Source organism: Pseudomonas sp. RGM 3321 (assembly GCF_022836805.1).
Classification (GTDB): domain Bacteria; phylum Pseudomonadota; class Gammaproteobacteria; order Pseudomonadales; family Pseudomonadaceae; genus Aquipseudomonas.
Map to the genome: position 1 here is coordinate 24,707 of NZ_JALHBH010000106.1, position 19,529 is coordinate 44,235.

General features: G+C 59.4%; 17 protein-coding genes. 9 read left to right on the forward strand and 8 right to left on the reverse strand.

The window, feature by feature from the left end:
* Positions 1-8: 8 nt before the first annotated feature.
* Positions 9-299: a DUF1330 domain-containing protein gene (locus RGM3321_RS11580; RefSeq protein ID WP_058401436.1), complete on the reverse strand. Its 291-nt coding sequence runs from the start codon at positions 297-299 to the stop codon at positions 9-11.
* Between the two features lie 93 nt (positions 300-392).
* Here RGM3321_RS11580 and ribBA point away from each other — a divergent pair, with 93 nt between their 5' ends.
* The 5 genes from ribBA (at position 393) to RGM3321_RS11605 (ending at position 5,732) form a co-directional block, all read left to right on the forward strand.
* Positions 393-1,502, forward strand: a complete 1,110-nt coding sequence (gene ribBA / locus RGM3321_RS11585; RefSeq protein ID WP_244393157.1) for a bifunctional 3,4-dihydroxy-2-butanone-4-phosphate synthase/GTP cyclohydrolase II — start codon at positions 393-395, stop codon at positions 1,500-1,502.
* Between the two features lie 290 nt (positions 1,503-1,792).
* Entirely contained in the window at positions 1,793-2,818 is a 1,026-nt protein-coding gene (locus RGM3321_RS11590; RefSeq protein ID WP_244393158.1) for an ABC transporter substrate-binding protein, read from the forward strand.
* Positions 2,803-3,759: an ABC transporter permease gene (locus RGM3321_RS11595; protein ID WP_005743539.1), complete on the forward strand. Its 957-nt coding sequence runs from the start codon at positions 2,803-2,805 to the stop codon at positions 3,757-3,759. The genes RGM3321_RS11590 and RGM3321_RS11595 overlap by 16 nt, the downstream gene beginning before the upstream one ends.
* 6 nt (positions 3,760-3,765) lie before the next feature.
* A complete protein-coding gene (locus RGM3321_RS11600) occupies positions 3,766-4,581 on the forward strand; it encodes an ABC transporter permease (protein ID WP_005733390.1) in 816 nt (271 codons plus the stop codon).
* Positions 4,578-5,732, forward strand: a complete 1,155-nt coding sequence (locus RGM3321_RS11605) for an ABC transporter ATP-binding protein (RefSeq protein WP_244393159.1) — start codon at positions 4,578-4,580, stop codon at positions 5,730-5,732. The genes RGM3321_RS11600 and RGM3321_RS11605 overlap by 4 nt, the downstream gene beginning before the upstream one ends.
* A gap of 16 nt (positions 5,733-5,748) precedes the next feature.
* Here the strand turns inward: RGM3321_RS11605 and RGM3321_RS11610 are convergent, their stop codons facing one another.
* Positions 5,749-6,660 (reverse strand): LysR substrate-binding domain-containing protein, encoded by a 912-nt coding sequence (locus tag RGM3321_RS11610; RefSeq protein WP_244393160.1) that lies wholly within the window; start codon positions 6,658-6,660, stop codon positions 5,749-5,751.
* 113 nt (positions 6,661-6,773) lie between these two features.
* On the opposite strand from RGM3321_RS11610, the gene RGM3321_RS11615 reads away from it, so the two are divergent.
* Entirely contained in the window at positions 6,774-7,868 is a 1,095-nt protein-coding gene (locus tag RGM3321_RS11615; protein ID WP_244393161.1) for a tartrate dehydrogenase, read from the forward strand.
* 14 nt (positions 7,869-7,882) lie between these two features.
* On the opposite strand, the gene RGM3321_RS11620 is transcribed toward RGM3321_RS11615, so the two are convergent.
* Complete coding sequence (locus RGM3321_RS11620) at positions 7,883-8,761, reverse strand: LysR family transcriptional regulator (RefSeq protein ID WP_244393162.1); 879 nt, start codon at positions 8,759-8,761, stop codon at positions 7,883-7,885.
* A gap of 102 nt (positions 8,762-8,863) precedes the next feature.
* Between RGM3321_RS11620 and RGM3321_RS11625 the strand changes: the two genes are divergently transcribed.
* The gene (locus RGM3321_RS11625; RefSeq protein ID WP_244393163.1) at positions 8,864-10,255 is read left to right on the forward strand and encodes an aldehyde dehydrogenase family protein; all 1,392 of its coding nucleotides are present in this window, start codon (positions 8,864-8,866) and stop codon (positions 10,253-10,255) included.
* 357 nt (positions 10,256-10,612) lie between these two features.
* Here RGM3321_RS11625 and RGM3321_RS11630 read toward each other — a convergent pair whose 3' ends face one another.
* The gene (locus tag RGM3321_RS11630; RefSeq protein ID WP_244393164.1) at positions 10,613-11,197 is read right to left on the reverse strand and encodes a flavin reductase family protein; all 585 of its coding nucleotides are present in this window, start codon (positions 11,195-11,197) and stop codon (positions 10,613-10,615) included.
* 128 nt (positions 11,198-11,325) lie between these two features.
* Here RGM3321_RS11630 and RGM3321_RS11635 point away from each other — a divergent pair, with 128 nt between their 5' ends.
* Positions 11,326-11,949 (forward strand): nucleotidyltransferase family protein, encoded by a 624-nt coding sequence (locus RGM3321_RS11635; RefSeq protein ID WP_244393165.1) that lies wholly within the window; start codon positions 11,326-11,328, stop codon positions 11,947-11,949.
* Here RGM3321_RS11635 and RGM3321_RS11640 read toward each other — a convergent pair.
* The 4 genes from RGM3321_RS11640 to RGM3321_RS11655 are packed head-to-tail and all read right to left on the reverse strand — an operon-like array spanning position 11,930 to position 16,781.
* A complete protein-coding gene (locus tag RGM3321_RS11640; RefSeq protein ID WP_244393166.1) occupies positions 11,930-12,898 on the reverse strand; it encodes an XdhC family protein in 969 nt (322 codons plus the stop codon). The genes RGM3321_RS11635 and RGM3321_RS11640 overlap by 20 nt on opposite strands.
* 2 nt (positions 12,899-12,900) lie before the next feature.
* Positions 12,901-15,117, reverse strand: a complete 2,217-nt coding sequence (locus tag RGM3321_RS11645) for a xanthine dehydrogenase family protein molybdopterin-binding subunit (protein ID WP_244393167.1) — start codon at positions 15,115-15,117, stop codon at positions 12,901-12,903.
* A 9-nt stretch (positions 15,118-15,126) separates the two neighbouring features.
* Positions 15,127-16,110, reverse strand: coding sequence for a xanthine dehydrogenase family protein subunit M (locus RGM3321_RS11650; RefSeq protein WP_244393168.1), 984 nt, complete (start codon positions 16,108-16,110; stop codon positions 15,127-15,129).
* The gene (locus RGM3321_RS11655; RefSeq protein WP_244393169.1) at positions 16,110-16,781 is read right to left on the reverse strand and encodes a (2Fe-2S)-binding protein; all 672 of its coding nucleotides are present in this window, start codon (positions 16,779-16,781) and stop codon (positions 16,110-16,112) included. The genes RGM3321_RS11650 and RGM3321_RS11655 overlap by 1 nt, the downstream gene beginning before the upstream one ends.
* Positions 16,782-17,681: 900 nt before the next feature.
* On the opposite strand from RGM3321_RS11655, the gene mqo reads away from it, so the two are divergent.
* Complete coding sequence (gene mqo, locus RGM3321_RS11660; RefSeq protein WP_244393170.1) at positions 17,682-19,325, forward strand: malate dehydrogenase (quinone); 1,644 nt, start codon at positions 17,682-17,684, stop codon at positions 19,323-19,325.
* Positions 19,326-19,529 lie beyond the last annotated feature (204 nt).

The following is a 19,529-nucleotide window of genomic DNA, read 5'->3' on the forward strand; positions in this document are numbered from 1 at the left end:
CCTACGGCTCAAGGCTGCCCCTCAACTATCACGATTTCGGCCTTGGCTGCGCCCTGTCGATGGCTCATGGCGTTCTGGTATTGCGGCGAGTGATAACAGGCAACAGCCTGTTCGTACGACTCGAATTCGATAATCACCGTGCGTTGTGGCGTCGCGCGCCCTTCCAGCGCTTCGGAACGCCCGCCCCTCGCCAGAAATTTGCCACCAAACAGCACGAACGCTGCCGGGGCACGCTGGGTGTATTCACTGTACTGCTGAGGGTCGGTTACATCGACGTGTGCAATCCAATAAGCCTTCATCGTGATCTCACTGTTTCAATGATCGGGAATCTGTGAAATATTCTGTCTTATGGTATACCACGATTCATCTGCCCATAAAACCGGATACTGAACATGGCATTCGACCGCATCGAAGACATCATTGAAGACTATCGCCAGGGCAAGATGGTTTTGCTGGTTGATGACGAAGACCGGGAAAACGAAGGCGATCTGCTGCTTGCCGCCGATTGCTGTTCAGCACAGGCAATCAGCTTTATGGCCCGGGAAGCACGCGGGCTGATTTGCCTGACGCTGACCGATGAACACTGTCAGCGTCTGGGCCTGGAGCAAATGGTGCCGAGCAACTGCAGTGTCTTCGCCACCGCGTTCACGGTGTCCATCGAAGCGACAACGGGCGTTACCACCGGCATCAGCGCGGCAGATCGTGCGCGTACCGTTCAGGCCGCCGTCAACCCGCACGCAGTACCGGAAGACCTGGTGCAGCCGGGTCATATCTTCCCGTTGCGCGCGCGTGACGGCGGTGTTCTGACCCGAGCCGGCCACACTGAGGCGGGTTGCGACCTGGCCAGGATGGCTGGCTTTACGCCTGCGTCGGTCATTGTCGAAGTCATGAATGACGACGGCAGCATGGCAAGGCGACCCGATCTGGAACTGTTCGCCGAGAAACACGGCATTCGTATTGGCACCATCGCCGATCTGATCCATTACCGGATGAGCACCGAGCACACCATCGTCAGGATCGGCGAGCGCGAGCTGCCCACGGTGCATGGCACCTTCCGCCTGTTCAGCTACGAAGACCGTATCGAAGGTGGTGTACACATGGCCATGGTGATGGGTGATATCCGCCGTGACGACGCTACTCTGGTGCGCGTGCATGTGGTCGACCCGTTGCGCGACCTGGTGGGTGCCGAATACACCGGCCCGTCGAACTGGACGCTCTGGGCTGCGCTGCAACGGGTGGCGCAGGAAGGTCGCGGCGTGGTCGTGGTGCTGGCCAATCACGAATCCTCACAAGCGTTGCTGGAGCGAATTCCGCAACTTACCCAGCCGCCCCGCCAATACACCCGCTCGCAATCGCGTATCTATTCCGAGGTTGGTACTGGCGCTCAGATCTTGCAGGATATGGGTGTCGGCAAGCTGCGCCACCTCGGCCCACCACTGAAATATGCAGGTTTGACCGGCTACGATCTGGAAGTGATTGAAAATATTCCGTTTCCCGGCTGACCGACAAAAGTACCACGGGCACGCCCCAGGGCCTGCGCTCGGCAGTCGCATGGGTTTACCGTAAAAACACCCGATGAAGGCATTTTGACAGGGCAAAACGCTTGCAGAAAGTTTGGAATACCATAATATGACATTCCATAAATACGCGACTGGGCCAGGCGCGCCCGGCAAGGGACAGCATTAATAACAGCACCTGACCTGTACCAGATTTCAAGGCCCATTGGACCTACTGCTCCCGATTACGCGGGCAAGAAAAGCCCGCTCAAAACACAACAAATGAGGGCGTGAAAATGGTGTTGAACAAACGTGCAGCAGCAGTTCTGGCGGCCGGCGTGCTGGCTCTTTCGAGTGTCGCCGCGACCGCCGCCGAGAGCGTTAACTTCGTCAGCTGGGGCGGTTCCACCCAGGACTTCCAGAAACAAGCCTGGGCAGCTCCGTTCAGCAAGGCCAGCGGGATCACGGTCGTGCAGGACGGTCCCACCGACTACGGCAAACTCAAGGCCATGGTCGAAAGCGGTAATGTTCAGTGGGACGTTGTCGATGTCGAAGCCGACTTCGCCCTGCGTGCCGCCAGCGAAGGCCTGCTGGAGCCTCTGGACTTCAACACCATCAAACGCGACGAGATCGACAAGCGCTTTGTCACCGACCACGGTGCCGGTTCGTTCTTCTTCTCCTTCGTGCTCGGCTACAACGAAAGCAAGGTGGGCGCCAAACCACCCGTCGACTGGGCCGCCATGTTCGACACCAAAACCTACCCCGGCAAACGCTCGCTGTATAAGTGGCCAAGCCCTGGCGTGCTTGAACTCGCCCTGCTGGCCGACGGCGTAGCACCTGACAAGCTCTACCCGCTGGACCTCGACCGCGCCTTCAAGAAACTCGACACCATCAAAAAGGACATCGTCTGGTGGGGCGGCGGCGCGCAGTCTCAACAACTGCTGGCCTCTGGCGAAGTGTCGATGGGCCAGATGTGGAACGGCCGGGTCTATGCCCTGCAACAGGACGGCGCACCGGTGGGTGTGAGCTGGAAACAAAACCTGGTCATGGCTGATTTTCTGGTCGTGCCAAAAGGTGCAAAAAACAAGGATGCCGCGATGAAGTTCATCGCCAATGCAACCAGCGCCAAAGGCCAGGCAGACTTCTCCAACCTCAGTGCCTATGCCCCGGTCAATACCCAGAGCGTTGCGCGCCTGGACTCTACGCTGGCACCTAACCTGCCGACCGCCCATGTTGCCGATCAAATCACTCTCGACTTCGCATACTGGGCCAAGAATGGCGCGGACATTGCGACACGGTGGAACGAATGGCTGGTCAAGTAAAAATGACAGCGGTCGCTCCTCGTCAACCCATCCCGGCCGGTGGTGCTCCCCGCACCGCCGGCGCGGCACACGACAAGGCGACGAGCATGCAGCGATCTCCTTCCCTCGCTCAGCGCTGGCGTGGCAGCCGCAATCTGCTTCCGGCGCTGATCTTTCTCGGACTGTTTTTCTTCGCTCCGCTGATCGGCCTGCTGCTGCGCGGCGTGCTTGAGCCGGTGCCTGGGCTTGGCAACTACGAACAACTGTTCGCCAACTCGGCCTACTCGCGGGTGCTGCTCAATACCTTTTCCGTCGCCGGGCTGGTGACCTTGTTCAGCCTGCTGCTGGGCTTCCCGCTGGCCTGGGTCATCACCCTGGTACCGCGTGGCTGGGGACGCTGGATTCTGAACATTGTGCTGTTGTCGATGTGGACCAGCCTGCTGGCGCGCACCTACTCATGGCTGGTGCTGTTACAGGCGTCCGGGGTGGTCAACAAGGCGCTGATGGCGATGGGCATTATCGATCAGCCACTGGAGATGGTACACAACCTGACCGGCGTGGTGATCGGCATGAGCTACATCATGATTCCGTTCATTGTCCTGCCGTTGCAGGCGACCATGCAGGCCATCGATCCGATGGTGTTGCAGGCCGGTTCGATCTGCGGTGCCAGCCCATGGACCAACTTTTTCAGGGTATTCCTGCCGCTGTGCCGTCCGGGACTGTTTTCCGGGGGCCTGATGGTGTTTGTCATGTCGCTCGGTTACTACGTTACCCCGGCGCTGCTGGGTGGCGCGCAGAACATGATGCTGCCCGAATTCATCGTCCAGCAGGTGCAGTCGTTCCTCAACTGGGGGCTGGCCAGTGCCGCCGCTGCGTTGCTGGTGCTGATTACGCTAGTGCTGTTCTACTTCTACCTGAAGCTCCAGCCGGAATCCCCGGTCGGTGCCAGTAACGCGAGGTAAACCGCAATGCTCCTGACACCCAATGCCATGAGCCCCGGCCTGCGTACGGGTCTGTACCTGACCACTGGCCTGATCGCGCTGTTTCTGTTGCTGCCGATCCTGTTCATCGTCCTGCTGTCATTCGGTTCATCACAGTGGCTGGTATTTCCGCCTCCCGGCTGGACACTGAAATGGTATCAGCAGTTTTTCTCTAACCCGGACTGGATGGCGGCCGCCATGTCCAGCTTCAAGGTCGCGATTCTGACCACCATTGCCTCGGTGGCGCTGGGCCTGCCCACCGCTTTCGCGCTGGTGCGCGGCCGTTTCCCCGGGCGCGATTTTCTGTACGGCGTCTTCACCTTGCCGATGATTGTGCCACTGGTGATTATCGCTGTTGCCGTGTACGCCCTGTTTCTCAAGCTCGGTTACACCGGCACATTATTTTCCTTCGTCGTCAGCCATGTGATCGTCGCCTTGCCGTTCACCATCATCTCGATCATCAACTCGCTGAAACTGTTCGACCAGTCCATTGAAGATGCCGCGGTAATCTGTGGCGCGTCACGCTTGCAGGCGATCTACAAAGTGACCTTTCCCGGCATCCGTCCGGGCATGATGGCTGGCGCGCTGTTCGCGTTTCTGGTCTCGTGGGATGAAGTGGTGCTGAGCGTGATGATGGCCAGCCCGACCCTGCAAACCCTTCCCGTAAAAATGTGGACCACCCTGCGTCAGGACCTGACGCCGGTCATCGCTGTTGCCTCAACGCTGCTGATCGCCCTGTCGGTGCTGATCATGTTCATCGCCGCGACCCTGCGTCGCCGCAACGAAGCCAGGAGTACTTCATGAGTGCCGTGATCAAAGGCCCCGCCCATCAGGATCAGAAAACGCTGGTCAGCCTGTGCAACCTGAACAAGCACTACGGTGACTTTGCCGCTGTCGACAACATTTCCCTGGATATTCAGGACGGCGAATTCCTGACCTTTCTCGGCTCCAGTGGCTCGGGCAAAAGCACCACGCTGTCAATGCTCGCCGGTTTCGAGACGCCCAGCTCGGGCGAGATTCTGGTCAGCGGCAAATCGTTGGTCAATGTGCCACCGCACAAGCGCGACATCGGCATGGTGTTTCAGCGCTACTCGCTGTTCCCGCACCTGTCGGTACGCGACAACATTGCTTTTCCGCTGGCGATCCGCAAGTTGCCTGCGGCTGAGCGCGAGAAGAAAGTCGATGCGATGCTCAAGCTCGTCCAGCTGGAAGAATTTGCTCACCGCCGCCCTTCGCAACTGTCCGGTGGCCAGCAGCAACGAGTCGCCATTGCCAGAGCGCTGGTCTACGAGCCACGCATCCTGCTGATGGACGAGCCGCTGGGCGCACTGGACAAGAAGCTGCGTGAAGACCTGCAGGACGAACTGCGTCAGTTGCATCGTCGGCTGGGCATCACCATCGTCTATGTGACCCATGATCAGGAAGAAGCCATGCGCCTGTCCCAGCGCATCGCGATTTTCAGCCACGGCAAAATCGTCGGTCTGGGCTCGGGTTATGACCTGTATCAGGACCCGCCAAATGCCTTCGTTGCGTCGTTTCTCGGCAACTCGAACTTCCTCAGGCTCAAAGCACAGGGCAACGCCGTGGCAACGTTCGAAGGCCTTGAGCTGGCGATTCGCCTGACCCCGGGCCTGAAGACCGATCAGGACGTTCTGCTGATGGTTCGCCCGGAGAAAGCCCAGGCGCTGAGCGTTGAACAGGCCGCTGCCATAGCACTTGAAGCAGGCTGGAACGAAGTGGGTGCCAAAGTCACTGAGGTGCTTTTTCTCGGCGAGAGCCAGACCTGTTCGGTGGTCACCACAGGCGGCACTGCCATGACTGTCAAAGCGCTTTCAGCGACCGGCATGCTGCTCCGGGCTGGCGACCCGGTGCGGGTACGCTGGGCCGCTGCCGACGCGTGTATCTACACTGAATGGACGGACAGCGACCTTAACAAGGCAGCAGGGGCGCACTGACGCCGGTCTGCACGGATCAGTGGTTCGCCGGTGACGGATGCAAGGCGAGGTAGTCACGCAGAAACTCCACCGTGACGCGGACCTTGGCCGAACTCATCAGCGGCGAGGTATGCACCGCCCAGATGTCTGCATCCTGACGATAATCCGGCAGCACCTGAATCAACCGGCCTTCGGCCAGATCAGTACGTACATCCCAAAGCGAACGCAGCAACACGCCGCGCCCGTCCAGGCACCACTGGCGGGCGATTTCGCCGTGGTTGCTGGAAAGGCTGCCGGTCACCTTGACGGTTTCAGCGCCTTGCGGCCCGTTGAGATGCCAGATGCCGAACGGCCGGTCGCGCTCCTTGATGACCAGGCAATCGTGGTTGGCCAGCTCACCGAGACTCAATGGCACCCCATGATGTTTCAGGTAAGCGGGGCTCGCGCACAACACGCGCCAGTTGCTGGCCAGGTGTCTTGCACGCAGATGCGGGGCAATTTCGTTGCCGACGCGGATGTCCAGGTCGACGCCCTCCTCGATCAGGTCGACCAGCCGGTCCTGAATGTCCAGACGTATATCCAGCTTCGGATAAAGCGCAGCCAGCTCTGACAAGGCAGGCGCTACGAAACGGCGACCGAAGCCCTGGCTGCTGACCACTCGCAGCAAGCCACTGGGCTCGCCGTGCAGCGCAGCAACTTCGTCGCCCATCTGCTGCACCGACTCCAGAATGCCCTTGGCCCACTCATAGACCCGCTCGCCGTCTTCGGTAATCGACACTTGCCGCGTTGAGCGGTGCAACAGCACCACGCCCATATTCTGCTCCAGCAGTTTGACCCGCTTGCTGACATACGCAGCGGACATGCCCAGCTCATTGGCGGCACCCACGAAGCTTGAGCGTCGAGCAACGTGGATGAACACGTTCAGGTCATCAAGGTTTGGATAATTCATGATTCGTGTTTTCTAAATCCATTAATCCACTGATTATCTTTATATCGTGTGCTTATAGCATGGATGACCTGTGTGACTCATCCCTGACGAACCGCCCGACAAGAGTGCCCGACATGAACAAAAAGAAACTGCGTATTGCTGCCATCGCCGGTGACGGCATCGGCCTTGAAGTAATGCCCGAAGGCGTACGCGTGGTTCAGGCTGCCGCCGCGAAACACGGTCTGGAACTGGAATTCGAATATTTTGAATGGGCCAGCTGCGATTACTACCTGGAGCACGGCAAGATGATGCCGGACGACTGGTTTGAACAGCTCAAAGGCTTCGATTCGATCTTTTTCGGTGCTGTGGGCTGGCCGGAAAAAGTGCCAGACCACATCTCCCTCTGGGGCTCACTGCTCAAGTTTCGCCGCGAGTTCGACCAGTACGCCAACATCCGTCCGGTGCGGCTGTTTCCCGGCGTGCCCTGCCCGCTTGCCAATCGCGAACCGGGCGACATTGATTTCATCGTAGTGCGGGAAAATACCGAAGGCGAATACTCATCGCTGGGCGGGATCATGTTTGAAAACACCGAAAACGAGTTCGTGTTGCAGGAATCTGTGTTCACCCGTCGTGGTGTCGACCGTATTCTCAGGTTCGCTTTCGAGATGGCCAGCAAACGCGAGCGCAAGCACGTGACTTCCGCGACCAAATCCAACGGCATGGCGATAAGCATGCCCTATTGGGACAAGCGCACCGAGGCGATGGCCAGTCAGTACCCGGACATCAGTTGGGACAAGCAGCACATCGATATTCTGTGCGCGCGCTTCGTGCTGCAACCCGAGCGCTTCGACGTGGTGGTGGCATCCAACCTGTTCGGTGACATCCTCAGCGACCTCGGCCCGGCGTGCGCTGGCACCATCGGCATTGCGCCGTCGGCCAACCTCAACCCGGAGCGTAATTTCCCCTCGCTGTTCGAACCGGTGCACGGCTCGGCGCCCGATATCTTCGGCAAGAACATCGCCAACCCGATTGCGATGATCTGGTCCGGCGCACTGATGCTGGAATTCCTCGGCCAGGGCGATGAACGCTTCACAGCGGCTCATGACGAGATCATCACCGCTATCGAGCAAGTGATTGCCAGTGGCGACGTCACACCGGACCTGGGCGGCAAGCATTCGACCCAGGAAGTGGGTGCAGCGATTGCCGGACGGGTATCTGCCGCGCAGTAACTGCCGACGTTACCTCATCCGGCTTGCGGCGGTCTGGCCTGTTCTTCCAGTAACTCCACGAAGCGAGTCAGGCTGCGCGATACAGTGCCTCGACGCCAGATCAGCCAAGTGTGCAGGTAGCGAAACTTTTCGGACAACCGCCAGACACTGACCGTGGCACAACCGGGCATGCTCTCCAGCATGCTGCGTGGCATCAGCGCCAACCCGGCACCGGCGCTGACGCAGGCCAGCATGCCGTGGTAAGACTCCATTTCGTGGATCTTGCCCGGCACTGCAGCGTCCTCGGTAAACCAGCGTTCGAAGTGGTGCCGGTACGAACAGTTGGCACGAAACGCGTAGATGCTTTCACCGCTCACATCCCGCCCGCGCTTGACCGGCGCGTGGTTGAGTGGCGCGATGATGACCATTTCCTCTTCGAATACCGGCACACCCTCGAGTGATGGATGCAGCACCGGCCCGTCGACAAACGCAGCAACCAGGCGCCCGGCAAGCACACCGTCGATCATGGTGCCGGACGGCCCGGTGGACAGGTCCAGTTCGACCTTGGCATTTTGCTGGTTGTAGACCGCCAGCAGCGCAGGAATCCTCACGGCCGCCGTGCTTTCCAGCGAGCCCAGTGAAAAAGGCCCTTGTGGTTCTTCGCCGGAAACCGCCAGCCGCGCTTCCTGTACCAGATCCAGTATGCGCCGCGTGTAATCGAGAAAATTCCAGCCGGCAGGCGACATTCGCAAACGGTGTTTTTCGCGAATGAACAGGTCTACGCCCAGATCCTGCTCCAGCTGTTTGATACGCGTCGTCAGGTTCGAGGGCACGCGATGAATATGCTGCGCAGCGGCGCTGATGCTGCCGTGTTCAGCCACCGCCTTGAACATCTCCAGCTGAACCAGATCCATTTCATTCTCCAATCATGAAAGATACGCTAATTATTATTCAGTTTTGGAAAGCATTGCACGCCTATATTCTGGTTCCACTTCCCACCTCAACAGGATGGCGCAATGACTACTGTCACCAGCAACACCCACGCAATCTCGATCAACCCCGCCTCAGGCGAACAGATCGGCCACTATGCCTTCGAATCCGCCGCCACGCTGGATCGCAGCCTGTCGCGTGCGGCTGCCGGCTTTGCGGGCTGGAAGCGCACACCGGTCCAGCAACGTGCGCAACTGATCATCGCTATGGGCCAGGCCCTGCGCGACGACGCCGAAAACATTGCACAGATGATCAGCCGGGAAATGGGCAAGCCCGTGGCGCAGGCCAGAGGCGAAGTCGAGAAATGCGCGCAGTTATGCGATTGGTATGCAGCGCAAGGCCCGGCAATGCTGGTGGCCGAAGCGACTCAGGTCGAGCATGACAAAGCTCGCATTGAATACCGCCCGCTGGGCCCTGTTCTCGCGGTGATGCCGTGGAATTTCCCGATCTGGCAAGTATTGCGCGGCGCAATTCCGACCCTGCTGGCGGGTAATACCTACGTACTCAAGCACGCGCCCAACGTTATGGGTTGCGCTTATCTGATGCTGAGAGCTTTCAAGCGTGCCGGTTTCCCGGAGGGCGTGTTTGAAGTCATCAACGTCACCGCCGAGGGCGTCTCGAAGGCCATTGCCGATCCGCGCATTGCAGCCGTCACGCTGACCGGCAGTGTTCGCGCGGGCCAGGCCATTGGTGCTCAGGCCGGTGCGGCGCTCAAGAAGTGCGTGCTGGAGCTGGGCGGTTCCGACCCGTTCATCGTGCTCAATGACGCGGACCTCGATCAGGCTGTGAAAGCGGCTGTCATCGGTCGTTTCCAGAACACCGGGCAGGTCTGTGCGGCGGCCAAGCGTTTGATCATTGAGCAAGGTGTGGTCGAGGAATTCACGCGCAGATTCGTTGAGCAGACTCGCCAGTTGGTGATCGGCGATCCGTTGTCCGGCGAGACCTACATTGGTCCGATGGCACGCTTTGATCTGCGCGATGAACTGGATGCTCAGGTTCAGGACACTCTTGCCGAAGGCGCAACGCTGTTGCTGGGCGGCAAGAAGGCTGATGGCCAAGGCAACTACTACGAGCCGACCGTACTGGGCGACGTGACCGACCAGATGACTTCTTTCAGACAGGAGCTGTTCGGCCCGGTAGCATCGATCATTACCGCCCGCGACGCGCAGCACGCTCTGGAGCTGGCCAATGACAGCGAATTCGGCCTGACCGCGACGGTCTACACACGTAATCTGCAGTTGGCAGAGCGCATGACCGAAGAACTGGAAACCGGCGGTGTGTTCATCAACGGCTACAGCGCTTCAGACCCACGCGTGACGTTTGGCGGCGTGAAGAAAAGCGGCTTTGGCCGTGAACTCTCGCACTTCGGTGTACGCGAGTTCTGCAATGCACAGACCGTATGGCGGGATCGTCACTGAGGGTTGGGAGAGTGCCCGCTTGGCCATGCTGGAGCGTGAGGAACGATGGGCGTCTGGAAAACACCATCGTGCCAATGCTCCGCGTTGGCATGCATTGGGTGACGCTCCGCGTCACAGATCTGCAGCCTGGCTCAGTATCGGGCGCAAATGAGTATCAGGCTTTGGTCCCGCCTGTTTCTCAGGCAGGATTGAATGATGCACCATGGCTGCAATATGACGCAGAGCGTCACGAAATGCATTACCACGCGGAGCGTGGGAACGAGCATTATCGGGGGTGTCAGCCCTGTTTTTTGGGCTTTTCAAGTCTGGAGTGACGATGAGCGCTCTGCGTCCGGTCTTCGCAACAGCGCAGAGTGATCATTCGTCGCCCGTTTCCACCACCGCAGGCTCACCAATCGTATAGAAATGCCCGCCCGCCACGTAATGAAGGCTGCGCCATTTCGGGTCGGCCTTTTCAAATTCCCAGTGCCCGTCATTGAACACACGGGTGTCAGCCCAGGCGCCGATGACCTCGCCAATGAACAGGTCGTAGGTCTGTTGATTGTGCGGCTCCGGGATGACCTTGCAGACCAGCCAGGCAGAGCAACCGACAACCAGCGGCGTGACATGATCTTCAATCAGAAACAGGTCGACATTGGCTTTATCAAGCTTGTCCGGGGTGAAGACCTTGCTCTGGGTGCCGACGTCGAAGGTCATCTGCAATTGATCCAGATTGGGCACCTGCAACGCAAAATAACCGCTCTTCTCCACCAGCCCGCGGGTTTTGGTCATCTTGTCGATCACCAGTGTCACCTTGGGCGGCGAGAAATCCAGCGCGCAGGCCCATGCTGCAGACATGACGTTGTGAGTGCCTTCATGAGTGGAGGACACCAGCACCGTCGGGCCGTGATTGAGCAGACGGTAGGCTTTTTCCAGCTCGACAGGACGAATGTGATTGTCCACTTGAAACCCTCGAAAACATGATTCGTACCGCTACCGGCAGAGCAGCGAAATAAGGCATTCTGCGTACGCCAGCCGTACTGCATGGTGTGGCTGCACGCGCCCCCTCTCACGACTCATAAGGCATCGGATTGAGCAGCATAGACAGCCAGAACCCCAAAGTGTTCGCCCTGGTACTGGCGGCAGGCCGAAGCAGGCGTTTTGGTGGCGATAAACGACAGGCTGCATTGCCCTGTGGACGTACCTTGCTGACCGCAAGTCTTGAAAACGCTGGAAAAGAATTCAGCAACGTGGGGCTGGTACTGCGTACCGACGATGACGCTGAAGCACTGGGTATTCCCGCACACGTAACAATCATCCGCAGCGAACATGCCGACCTGGGCATGGGCCACAGTCTCGCCAGCGGCATTGCCGCCGTAATGGACTCCGCTGCCGAAGCCGTCGCCATTCTGCTTGCAGACATGCCCTGGATAACGCCGCAGACCCTGCGTGACCTGGCCGCACTGGCCAATCCTCAGCGCATTACCTTGCCAATGCATGGCGGCCAGCGCGGCCATCCGGTGATCATTGGTCGGCAGTTCTGGCCGGCACTGCTGACGCTGGAAGGCGATCAGGGCGCTAAGGCCCTGATCATGAACAACCCTGAGGCGTGTGACGTACTGAATTGCGATGACCCTGGCATTCTGCGCGACGCCGACACACCGTCAGCGCTGGCGCAAGCCTGTGCGCAACACCTTAAACCTCGGCACGACTGACACCGTTGGCCACACGCAGGATGTCAGCCATCACCGCAATAGCGATTTCGGAAGGCGTCTTGCTGCCCAGGTTCAGGCCAATAGGCGCGTGGATGCGGTCCAAGACCTGGGCATCCAGCCCGCCGATCCGACCCAGACGCTCCAGACGTTTGCTGCTGGTGCGCATAGAACCCATCGCACCTATGTAGAACGCCTGGGTGCGTACGGCTTCGAGCATGCTCAGATCGTCCAGCTTCGGATCATGGGTCAACGCCAGTACCGCCGTCGAACTGTGACAGCCACCTTCGGCAATGAACACCGCAGGTAATACACCGCGCACCTCGACACCCGGCATCGAAAACCCTGAGGTGACCTCGATACGCGGGTCACAGACGATGACTTCATAGCCCATCGCGACGGCAAAACTGGCGCAGAACTCTGCCACCGGCGATAGCCCGGCGAGCAGTACGCGATACACCGCCCCCATACGAATGCTGATGCGTTCGCCGTCCACCTGCACCCGCGCCTCGCCCATTGTTGCAGGCCCGATTTCTCTCTGACCACTGCCCAACTGCACCTGCCTGCTGACCAGCTCACGTCCAGCGAGCGCCTGCTCGATAGCCCCCAAATGTGCATCCGCTTGCGGGCTCGGTGCGATGAACTCGATCAACACATCCAGCACACCACCGCACGGCAAGGCCCGCGTTGGCGCAAAACCGCCGTCGCCGTAGCGAACTATCTGATTGACCGGCTGAAACTGCCCAGCGGCGACCCGTTCGAGAAAGTCCTCCTCCACGCAGCCACCAGACAGGGAACCGCGGTGCTCACCGCTGCTCAGCGCCACCAGCATCGCCCCGGGCCCGCGCGGGGCCGAGCCGAACGTGGAGAGAACCGTGCACAGCCAGACTGCTTTGCCGCCAGCCAGCCAGTCACGAGCCTGTTGTACCACCTGCAAATCAAGCTGTTTCATTGCTACAACCCTGCCATCAGTTTTTCCTTGCTGATCGGCAGGCTGCGCACCCGTTTGCCGGTCGCGTGATACACCGCATTGGCCACGGCAGCCGCCAGCCCGGTCACACCGATCTCGCCGATGCCCCGCGCCCCAAACTCACCCAGGTTGTAGTCCGGATAATCGAGCAGCAAGACGTCGATATCCGGCTGATCCGCATGCACCGGCACTACGTACTCGGCATAGTTGTTATTGACCGGCATACCACTGCGCGGGTCATATTCACCGGCTTCGAACAACGCCATGCCGATGCCCATCACGATTGCGCCCTCCACCTGATTGCGCGCTGCCAGCGGGTTGATGACCTTGCCCACGTCGATGGCGCTGACTACCCGAGACACGCGCAGGCTGGAAATGCCAGGATCCCAGCGCACTTCGACAAAATGCACACCGAACGAGCGGAAGGAATACTTGCCCGCCTCAGGCATGCCACTTTGAAAATCACCCTCAGCGCGCGACAGGCGCTGCCCCTTCAGCACATCGACAAAGCTGGCGCGCTGTTCGCCGATCACCAGTTGCCCGTTTTCGACCTTGATCGACTCGGCGTCCTGCCCGGCGAACACCGCATCCTTGCTCACAGCGTACTGACGCAGCTTCTGCAACGCTTCACGCGTGGCCCCGGCAATCGCCGGCATTACGCTGGCGGTCACCCATGAACCACCGGAAACGGGGCCGGCCGGGAATGACGAACTGCCCAGCTCCACTTCAACACGCTCAACGGGAATGCCGGTCAACTGGCTGACGGTCTGCGCCACGATGGTGTATGTGCCGGTGCCGATGTCCTGCAAGCCACACTGGGCCAGCGCGGTACCGTCAGAACGCAGAACGACCCGCGCATCGGTGGGCACCTGATAGGCTTCCCAGTTGCAGGCGCCCATGCCGTAACCAATGATCTCATCACCTTCACGCATTGAGCCGATATCGGCCTTGCGCGCGTGCCAGCCGAATCGCTCGGCGGCTTTGTCGATGGCTTCCGGCAGGTGATTGCTGGACCACGGCAAGCCGACGCTCTGATCCTTGTCGGCCAGGTTCAGCTTGCGAAATGCCAGCGGGTCCATGCCACTGGCCAGCGCCATCTCATCAATGGCCGACTCCAGCGCAAACAGGCCCGGTGCCGCACCCGGCGCGCGCATTGAGGTTGGCGTACCCCGGTTGATAGAGCTGATCTTGTGGCTGACCAGCACGTTGTCGCAGGCATACAGACTTTTGGTCACGCCACCGCAGTTTTCGGTGTAGTCATCCAGCATCGAGGTGTTGTTGAACGACTCGTGACGGATCGACACCAGCTTGCCGCTGGTATCGGTGGCCAGACGCAAGCGCTGGCGGGTCTCCGGACGATGGCCCACGGTGGTGAACATCTGCGCACGCGGCAACACCAGCTGCACAGGGCGCCCGGTGACTTTGGCTGCTGCGCACGCCGCGACCGAATGCGGCCACGGCCACAGCTTGCCGCCAAAGCCCGAGCCTATGAACGGTGCGCGCACTTCAACGCGATCAGGCGAAAGGTCGAAAACGTTGGCCAGCAGGTTACGGTGGTTGACCACGCCCTGAGTGCTCTCGTAGACAAACAGCTTGCCGTCCTGCCACCACGCTGTGCTGGCGTGCATCTCCATCGGGTTATGCACTTCAACCGGCGTGGTGTAAGTCTGATCGACTTTGACTTTTGCACTGTCAAACGCGCTGTCCGGCTTACCCCGGTTGTGCCCAGCACCTCCATCACGGGCACCGTTGACACGCATGCCTTCTTCAAGGTCCTTGACCGCCGGGCGCTCGTCATACTCGACCGTTACGCGGTAGGCTGCCGCCCTCGCCTGCTCGAAGCTCTCGGCAACCACCAGCGCCACAAACTGGCCGGGGTAATAGATACGGTCATCTTCGAACGGCAGGCGATGCTCGTCCGCCTTGCTCGCCGAGAGCATTTTGGCAAAGCTCAGCTTGGTGTTCGGGGTACGGTGCAAAGCAGGAAAATTGCCATGATGGAAGATGTCGACCACGCCAGGCATCGCCTTGGCCTGCTGATCCTTCACTGCAACCACGCGCCCGTTGGCAATCGTGCTGTAGACGCCGTAGGCATACAGCATCTTGCCCATCGGGTGGTCAGCGGCATAGCGCGCCTGACCACTGACTTTCTTGCCGCCGTCAATACGACGCTGCGGCACACCAATGATGTTTTCGCTCATGAGAGATTCCTACGCCGTGAGGTCACGAAGATTGCGGACGATGACCTGCTGACCCAGCGGGATCTTGAAGGCGTTATGTTCATAGGCACGGGAGCCCTTCATGGCCAGCGCTGCGACCCGCGCAAAGGTGTCCATGTCAGCACGCTGACCGATCAGTGCGCGTTCAGCTTCCACCGCCCGCCATGGCTTGGTGCCCACGCCACCCAGCGCGATACGCGCATCGGTAATACGTTTGCCGTCCATCACCAGAATTACCGCACTGGACGCCAGAGCGAACTGGTAAGAGGTACGGTCGCGCAGCTTCAGGTAAGACGAGCGGCTGCCTGACAGCGGCGCGTCGAGGGTCACATGGGTGATGAGCTCATGGGGTGCCAGGGCATGTTCGCGCTGCGGCGTATCACCGGGCAGCAGATGAAAGTCGGCAAAAGGAATGTTCCGCGAGCCATTGGCACCCTGAACGGTAACCTGCCCGCCGATGACCGCCATGCCGACGCACATGTCCGAAGGATGCGTGGCAATGCAGTGATCGCTGGTGCCCAGCACCGCATGCACACTGCGGTTCATGCCGCCGATAGCCGCACACCCGGAGCCCGGCTGGCGCTTGTTACAGGCTGAAATACCATCGCGAAAATACGGGCAGCGCACCCGCTGCATGACATTGCCGGCGGTGGTGGCCTTGTTGCGCAACTGGGTCGAAGCACCTGCCAGAATCGCTTCGGCCAACACCGGATAGCGCTGCTGTACCAGTGAATGCCTGGCCAGATCAGTGTTGCTCACCAGCGCGCCGATGCGCAGACGCCCATCGGGCAACGACTCGACCTGTTTTAGCGGCAGATGATTGATGTCCACCAGTTGCTGCGGTTGCATCACATCCAGCTTGACCAGATCAAGCAACGTGGTGCCACCTGCCAGATAGAAGCGCTGCCCCTCACCCGACGCAGTGCTGAATGCCTGCGCGGGCGATGCAGCCCGAGCGTAATCGAACGTTTGCATCAGGCAGCCCCTCCCATTTTCAAACGCGCAGACTGCACGGCCGACAGAATGTTCTTGTAGGCACCGCAGCGGCAGATATTGCCGCTCATGGCTTCTCTGACGCTGGCGTCATCGGAAGGGATGTTCGGGTCCTGGAGAATCGCGACCGCGCTCATGATCTGTCCGGACGTGCAATAACCGCATTGATAGGCATCGTGCTCCCAGAAAGCTTCCTGTACCGGGTGCAGCTTGCCGTTGTCGGCCAGGCCTTCGATGGTGGTGATGCTGTCGCCCTGATGCTGGACGGCAATGGACAGGCAGGAATTGATCGCCACGCCATTGACCAACAGCGTGCAAGCTCCGCACTGGCCATGGTCGCAGCCTTTTTTGGTGCCCGTCAGTTGCATGCGGTCACGCAGCACGTCGAGCAGAACGGCGTTGGCCGGAACGTTCAGGGTATGAACCTGGCCATTGACCTTCAACTGGATGCGCTGCTCGCCCGCTGCGGGCGCGTCACTGTCTTCGATTACAGGAGCCACCGGGGCTGCCTGCAGCATGCCGTCGGCGGGAATCCAGGTAGACAGCGTGGCCGCAGCAATGCCGGAAGCACCGAACTTCAAAAAGTTTCGGCGCGAGGGCTGCACGGCACTGCTGTCCACAGCAGAATCCTTGTGCTTCTTGGGTTCACTCATCAGGGTCACTCGGTAATAGCCGACGCTGCTGTAAAGCGACGGGCGTTATTGTCTGGTCAGCGGCCTGGGCGTACTCCTGCTCGACGGCGTGCTGCCTTGATCTTTCATCGGGCTTTTATGGGTGATCAGAGCCAAAACGCTATCACCGGTTAAGTGTTTAACTGGCCAGCGATGGTAAAGTTCCAACTGTTTGACGGGCGTCTGTATCCGGAGATTACGGCCACCTCACACCACAGCCGTGTGTTGACACTAGCAGGTGGTCGGGATGCTGATTAGCCAGGCAAATCCACAAACCCTTGTGAAACTGGCTCATGAATGCAGTGCGGCAGGTAAAAATGTATGCGGGCGACGGGGTAAGACCGGCGGATTGCCACTTTTCTGGCAGGCGGCTAAAGACCCGAGCATAAACGACGATATAGAGGGGGGGCACGCTGTGAAGCGTCTAAATCAAGGCATTCGCGCCCGATTTGATGATGGCATCTCGCAACCGAGGTGCACATTATGCGAAAATGCCGCGTCTTTGCCGGTATGCCACCTTGGGAATGTCGCAGCACGCGTGCATTAAATTGCACATCAGGCGTGCCTTCATGCCCCGATGCGGCGTCTCAGACTCCGTGAACAAGCTGACCGGGTGTGTTTTCTGGAGGGTGCCGAGGGGAGAACATTCCCGGGCGCCGCCGCACATCAACAGAGCAAATGTCACTCATGACGCTGAATCCAATGATGATAAGAAGTCAGCGCTGCAGGACATAAATTGAGGTCTCGAGCGGTATTATATTGGCCTTGTATGTCCACCTCTAGTCCCTGTGGGTGCGAGCGTTTGTCGCAGGCTTCGATGCATGTGACAGGCCGTTTCTTCAGGAGTAGTCGGCGGATGGCGTTTATCAGATGGATGACAGAATGTTTAAAAAAGTGAACACGGCCCTGCTGGGTCTGGCCATTTCCATGGGCCTGATGCCCGTGCAGGCGGCTGAAACCAAGAAAGTCGACGTATTGCTCGTCGGCGGCGGCATCATGAGTGCAACGCTTGCGGTCTGGCTCAACGAGCTGGAGCCGAGCTGGTCGATGGAAATGGTCGAGCGCCTCGATGGCGTGGCCGAAGAAAGCTCCAACGGCTGGAACAACGCTGGTACCGGCCACTCGGCCCTGGCCGAGCTGAACTACACCCCGGAAGACAAGAACGGCAACGTTGACATCTCCAAGGCCATCGAGATCAACGAAGCGTTCCAGATTTCCCGTCAGTTCTGGTCGTGGCAGGTCAAGACCGGCGTTCTGAAGAACCCGCGTTCGTTCATCAACTCCACGCCGCACATGAGCTTTGTGTGGGGCGACAACAACATCCAGTTCCTGCGCAAGCGTTACGCAGCATTGCAGGCCAGCCCGCTGTTCAGCGGCATGCAGTACTCCGAAGACCACGAGCAGATCAAGAAGTGGGTTCCATTGATGATGGAAGGTCGTGACCCGGCGCAGAAGCTGGCCGTGACCTGGAGCCCGATCGGCACCGACGTCAACTTCGGCGAGATCACTCGCCAGTTCGTCGGCAACCTGAAAGCCAAGTCCAACTTCAACCTGCAGCTGTCGAGCGAAGTCGAAGACATCAATCACAACGACGACGGCACTTGGCGCGTCAAGTACAAGAACCTGAAAGACGGCACTGTTACCGAGACCGACACCAAGTTCCTGTTCATCGGCGCTGGCGGTGCTGCCCTGCACCTGCTGCAGGAATCCGGTATTCCTGAAGCCAAGGAATACGGCGGCTTCCCGGTCGGCGGTTCGTGGCTTGTGACCGACAACCAGACTCTGGCCATGCAGCACATGGGCAAGGCCTACGGTATCGCGTCGACTGGCGCGCCACCCATGTCGGTTCCCCACCTGGACACCCGTGTTCTGGATGGCAAGCGCGTAATCCTGTTTGGCCCGTTCGCGACCTTCTCGACCAAGTTCCTGAAAAACGGTTCTTACTTCGATCTGCTGACCAGCACCACCACTCACAACGTGTGGCCGATGACTCGCGTTGGTATCGAACAGTACCCGCTGATCGAATACCTGGCAGGTCAGGTAATGATGTCTGACGATGATCGCTTCGCTGCTCTGCAGCAGTACTTCCCGAACGCCAAGAAAGAAGACTGGCGCCTGATGCAAGCCGGTCAGCGCGTACAGATCATCAAGCGTGACGAAGAAAAAGGCGGCGTTCTGAAGCTGGGTACCGAAATCGTTGCTTCCAAGGACGGCTCCATCGCCGGTCTGCTGGGCGCATCGCCAGGCGCTTCGACTGCAGCGCCGATCATGCTGGGCGTGCTTGAGAAGGTCTTCAAGGACAAGGTAGCGACTCCGGAATGGCAGGCAAAGCTGCGCCAGATCGTGCCTAGCTACGGCACCAAGCTGAACAACAACCCGGATCGCGTTGCCGAAGAATGGGCTTACACAGCCGAAGTCCTGCAACTGACTCCACCGCCGCCGGTGAACAAGACAGGTAATGCTCCAACACCTGCACCTGCTGCCCAGCCAGCGAAAAGCAATCCAGCCAGTGACATGGCGCTCTAAGGCTTTCACAGCTTGAAGCAAAGCCCCGCCAGACAATGTCTGGCGGGGCTTTTTTTGTAATTGGCACCTGCTGGCCGAAAACACAGTTAAAACCACGCATCCTCTTGCCACCTGTTATGGTGGCAAGCTTCCTACACTCTCTGGCTTGCATCAGCAGGGCTGCCTTATTCAGGTCTCCACGCCGCACCTTCGCGGCAACCTCGC

Bases quoted from the DNA above. Each gene is read 5' to 3' on its own strand.
- RGM3321_RS11580 (WP_058401436.1), bottom strand. From the start codon at position 299: ATGAAGGCTTATTGGATTGCACACGTCGATGTAACCGACCCTCAGCAG.
- ribBA (WP_244393157.1), top strand. From the start codon at position 393: ATGGCATTCGACCGCATCGAAGACATCATTGAAGACTATCGCCAGGGC.
- RGM3321_RS11590 (WP_244393158.1), top strand. From the start codon at position 1,793: ATGGTGTTGAACAAACGTGCAGCAGCAGTTCTGGCGGCCGGCGTGCTG.
- RGM3321_RS11595 (WP_005743539.1), top strand. From the start codon at position 2,803: ATGGCTGGTCAAGTAAAAATGACAGCGGTCGCTCCTCGTCAACCCATC.
- RGM3321_RS11600 (WP_005733390.1), top strand. From the start codon at position 3,766: ATGCTCCTGACACCCAATGCCATGAGCCCCGGCCTGCGTACGGGTCTG.
- RGM3321_RS11605 (WP_244393159.1), top strand. From the start codon at position 4,578: ATGAGTGCCGTGATCAAAGGCCCCGCCCATCAGGATCAGAAAACGCTG.
- RGM3321_RS11610 (WP_244393160.1), bottom strand. From the start codon at position 6,660: ATGAATTATCCAAACCTTGATGACCTGAACGTGTTCATCCACGTTGCT.
- RGM3321_RS11615 (WP_244393161.1), top strand. From the start codon at position 6,774: ATGAACAAAAAGAAACTGCGTATTGCTGCCATCGCCGGTGACGGCATC.
- RGM3321_RS11620 (WP_244393162.1), bottom strand. From the start codon at position 8,761: ATGGATCTGGTTCAGCTGGAGATGTTCAAGGCGGTGGCTGAACACGGC.
- RGM3321_RS11625 (WP_244393163.1), top strand. From the start codon at position 8,864: ATGACTACTGTCACCAGCAACACCCACGCAATCTCGATCAACCCCGCC.
- RGM3321_RS11640 (WP_244393166.1), bottom strand. From the start codon at position 12,898: ATGAAACAGCTTGATTTGCAGGTGGTACAACAGGCTCGTGACTGGCTG.
- RGM3321_RS11645 (WP_244393167.1), bottom strand. From the start codon at position 15,117: ATGAGCGAAAACATCATTGGTGTGCCGCAGCGTCGTATTGACGGCGGC.
- RGM3321_RS11650 (WP_244393168.1), bottom strand. From the start codon at position 16,110: ATGCAAACGTTCGATTACGCTCGGGCTGCATCGCCCGCGCAGGCATTC.
- RGM3321_RS11655 (WP_244393169.1), bottom strand. From the start codon at position 16,781: ATGAGTGAACCCAAGAAGCACAAGGATTCTGCTGTGGACAGCAGTGCC.
- mqo (WP_244393170.1), top strand. From the start codon at position 17,682: ATGTTTAAAAAAGTGAACACGGCCCTGCTGGGTCTGGCCATTTCCATG.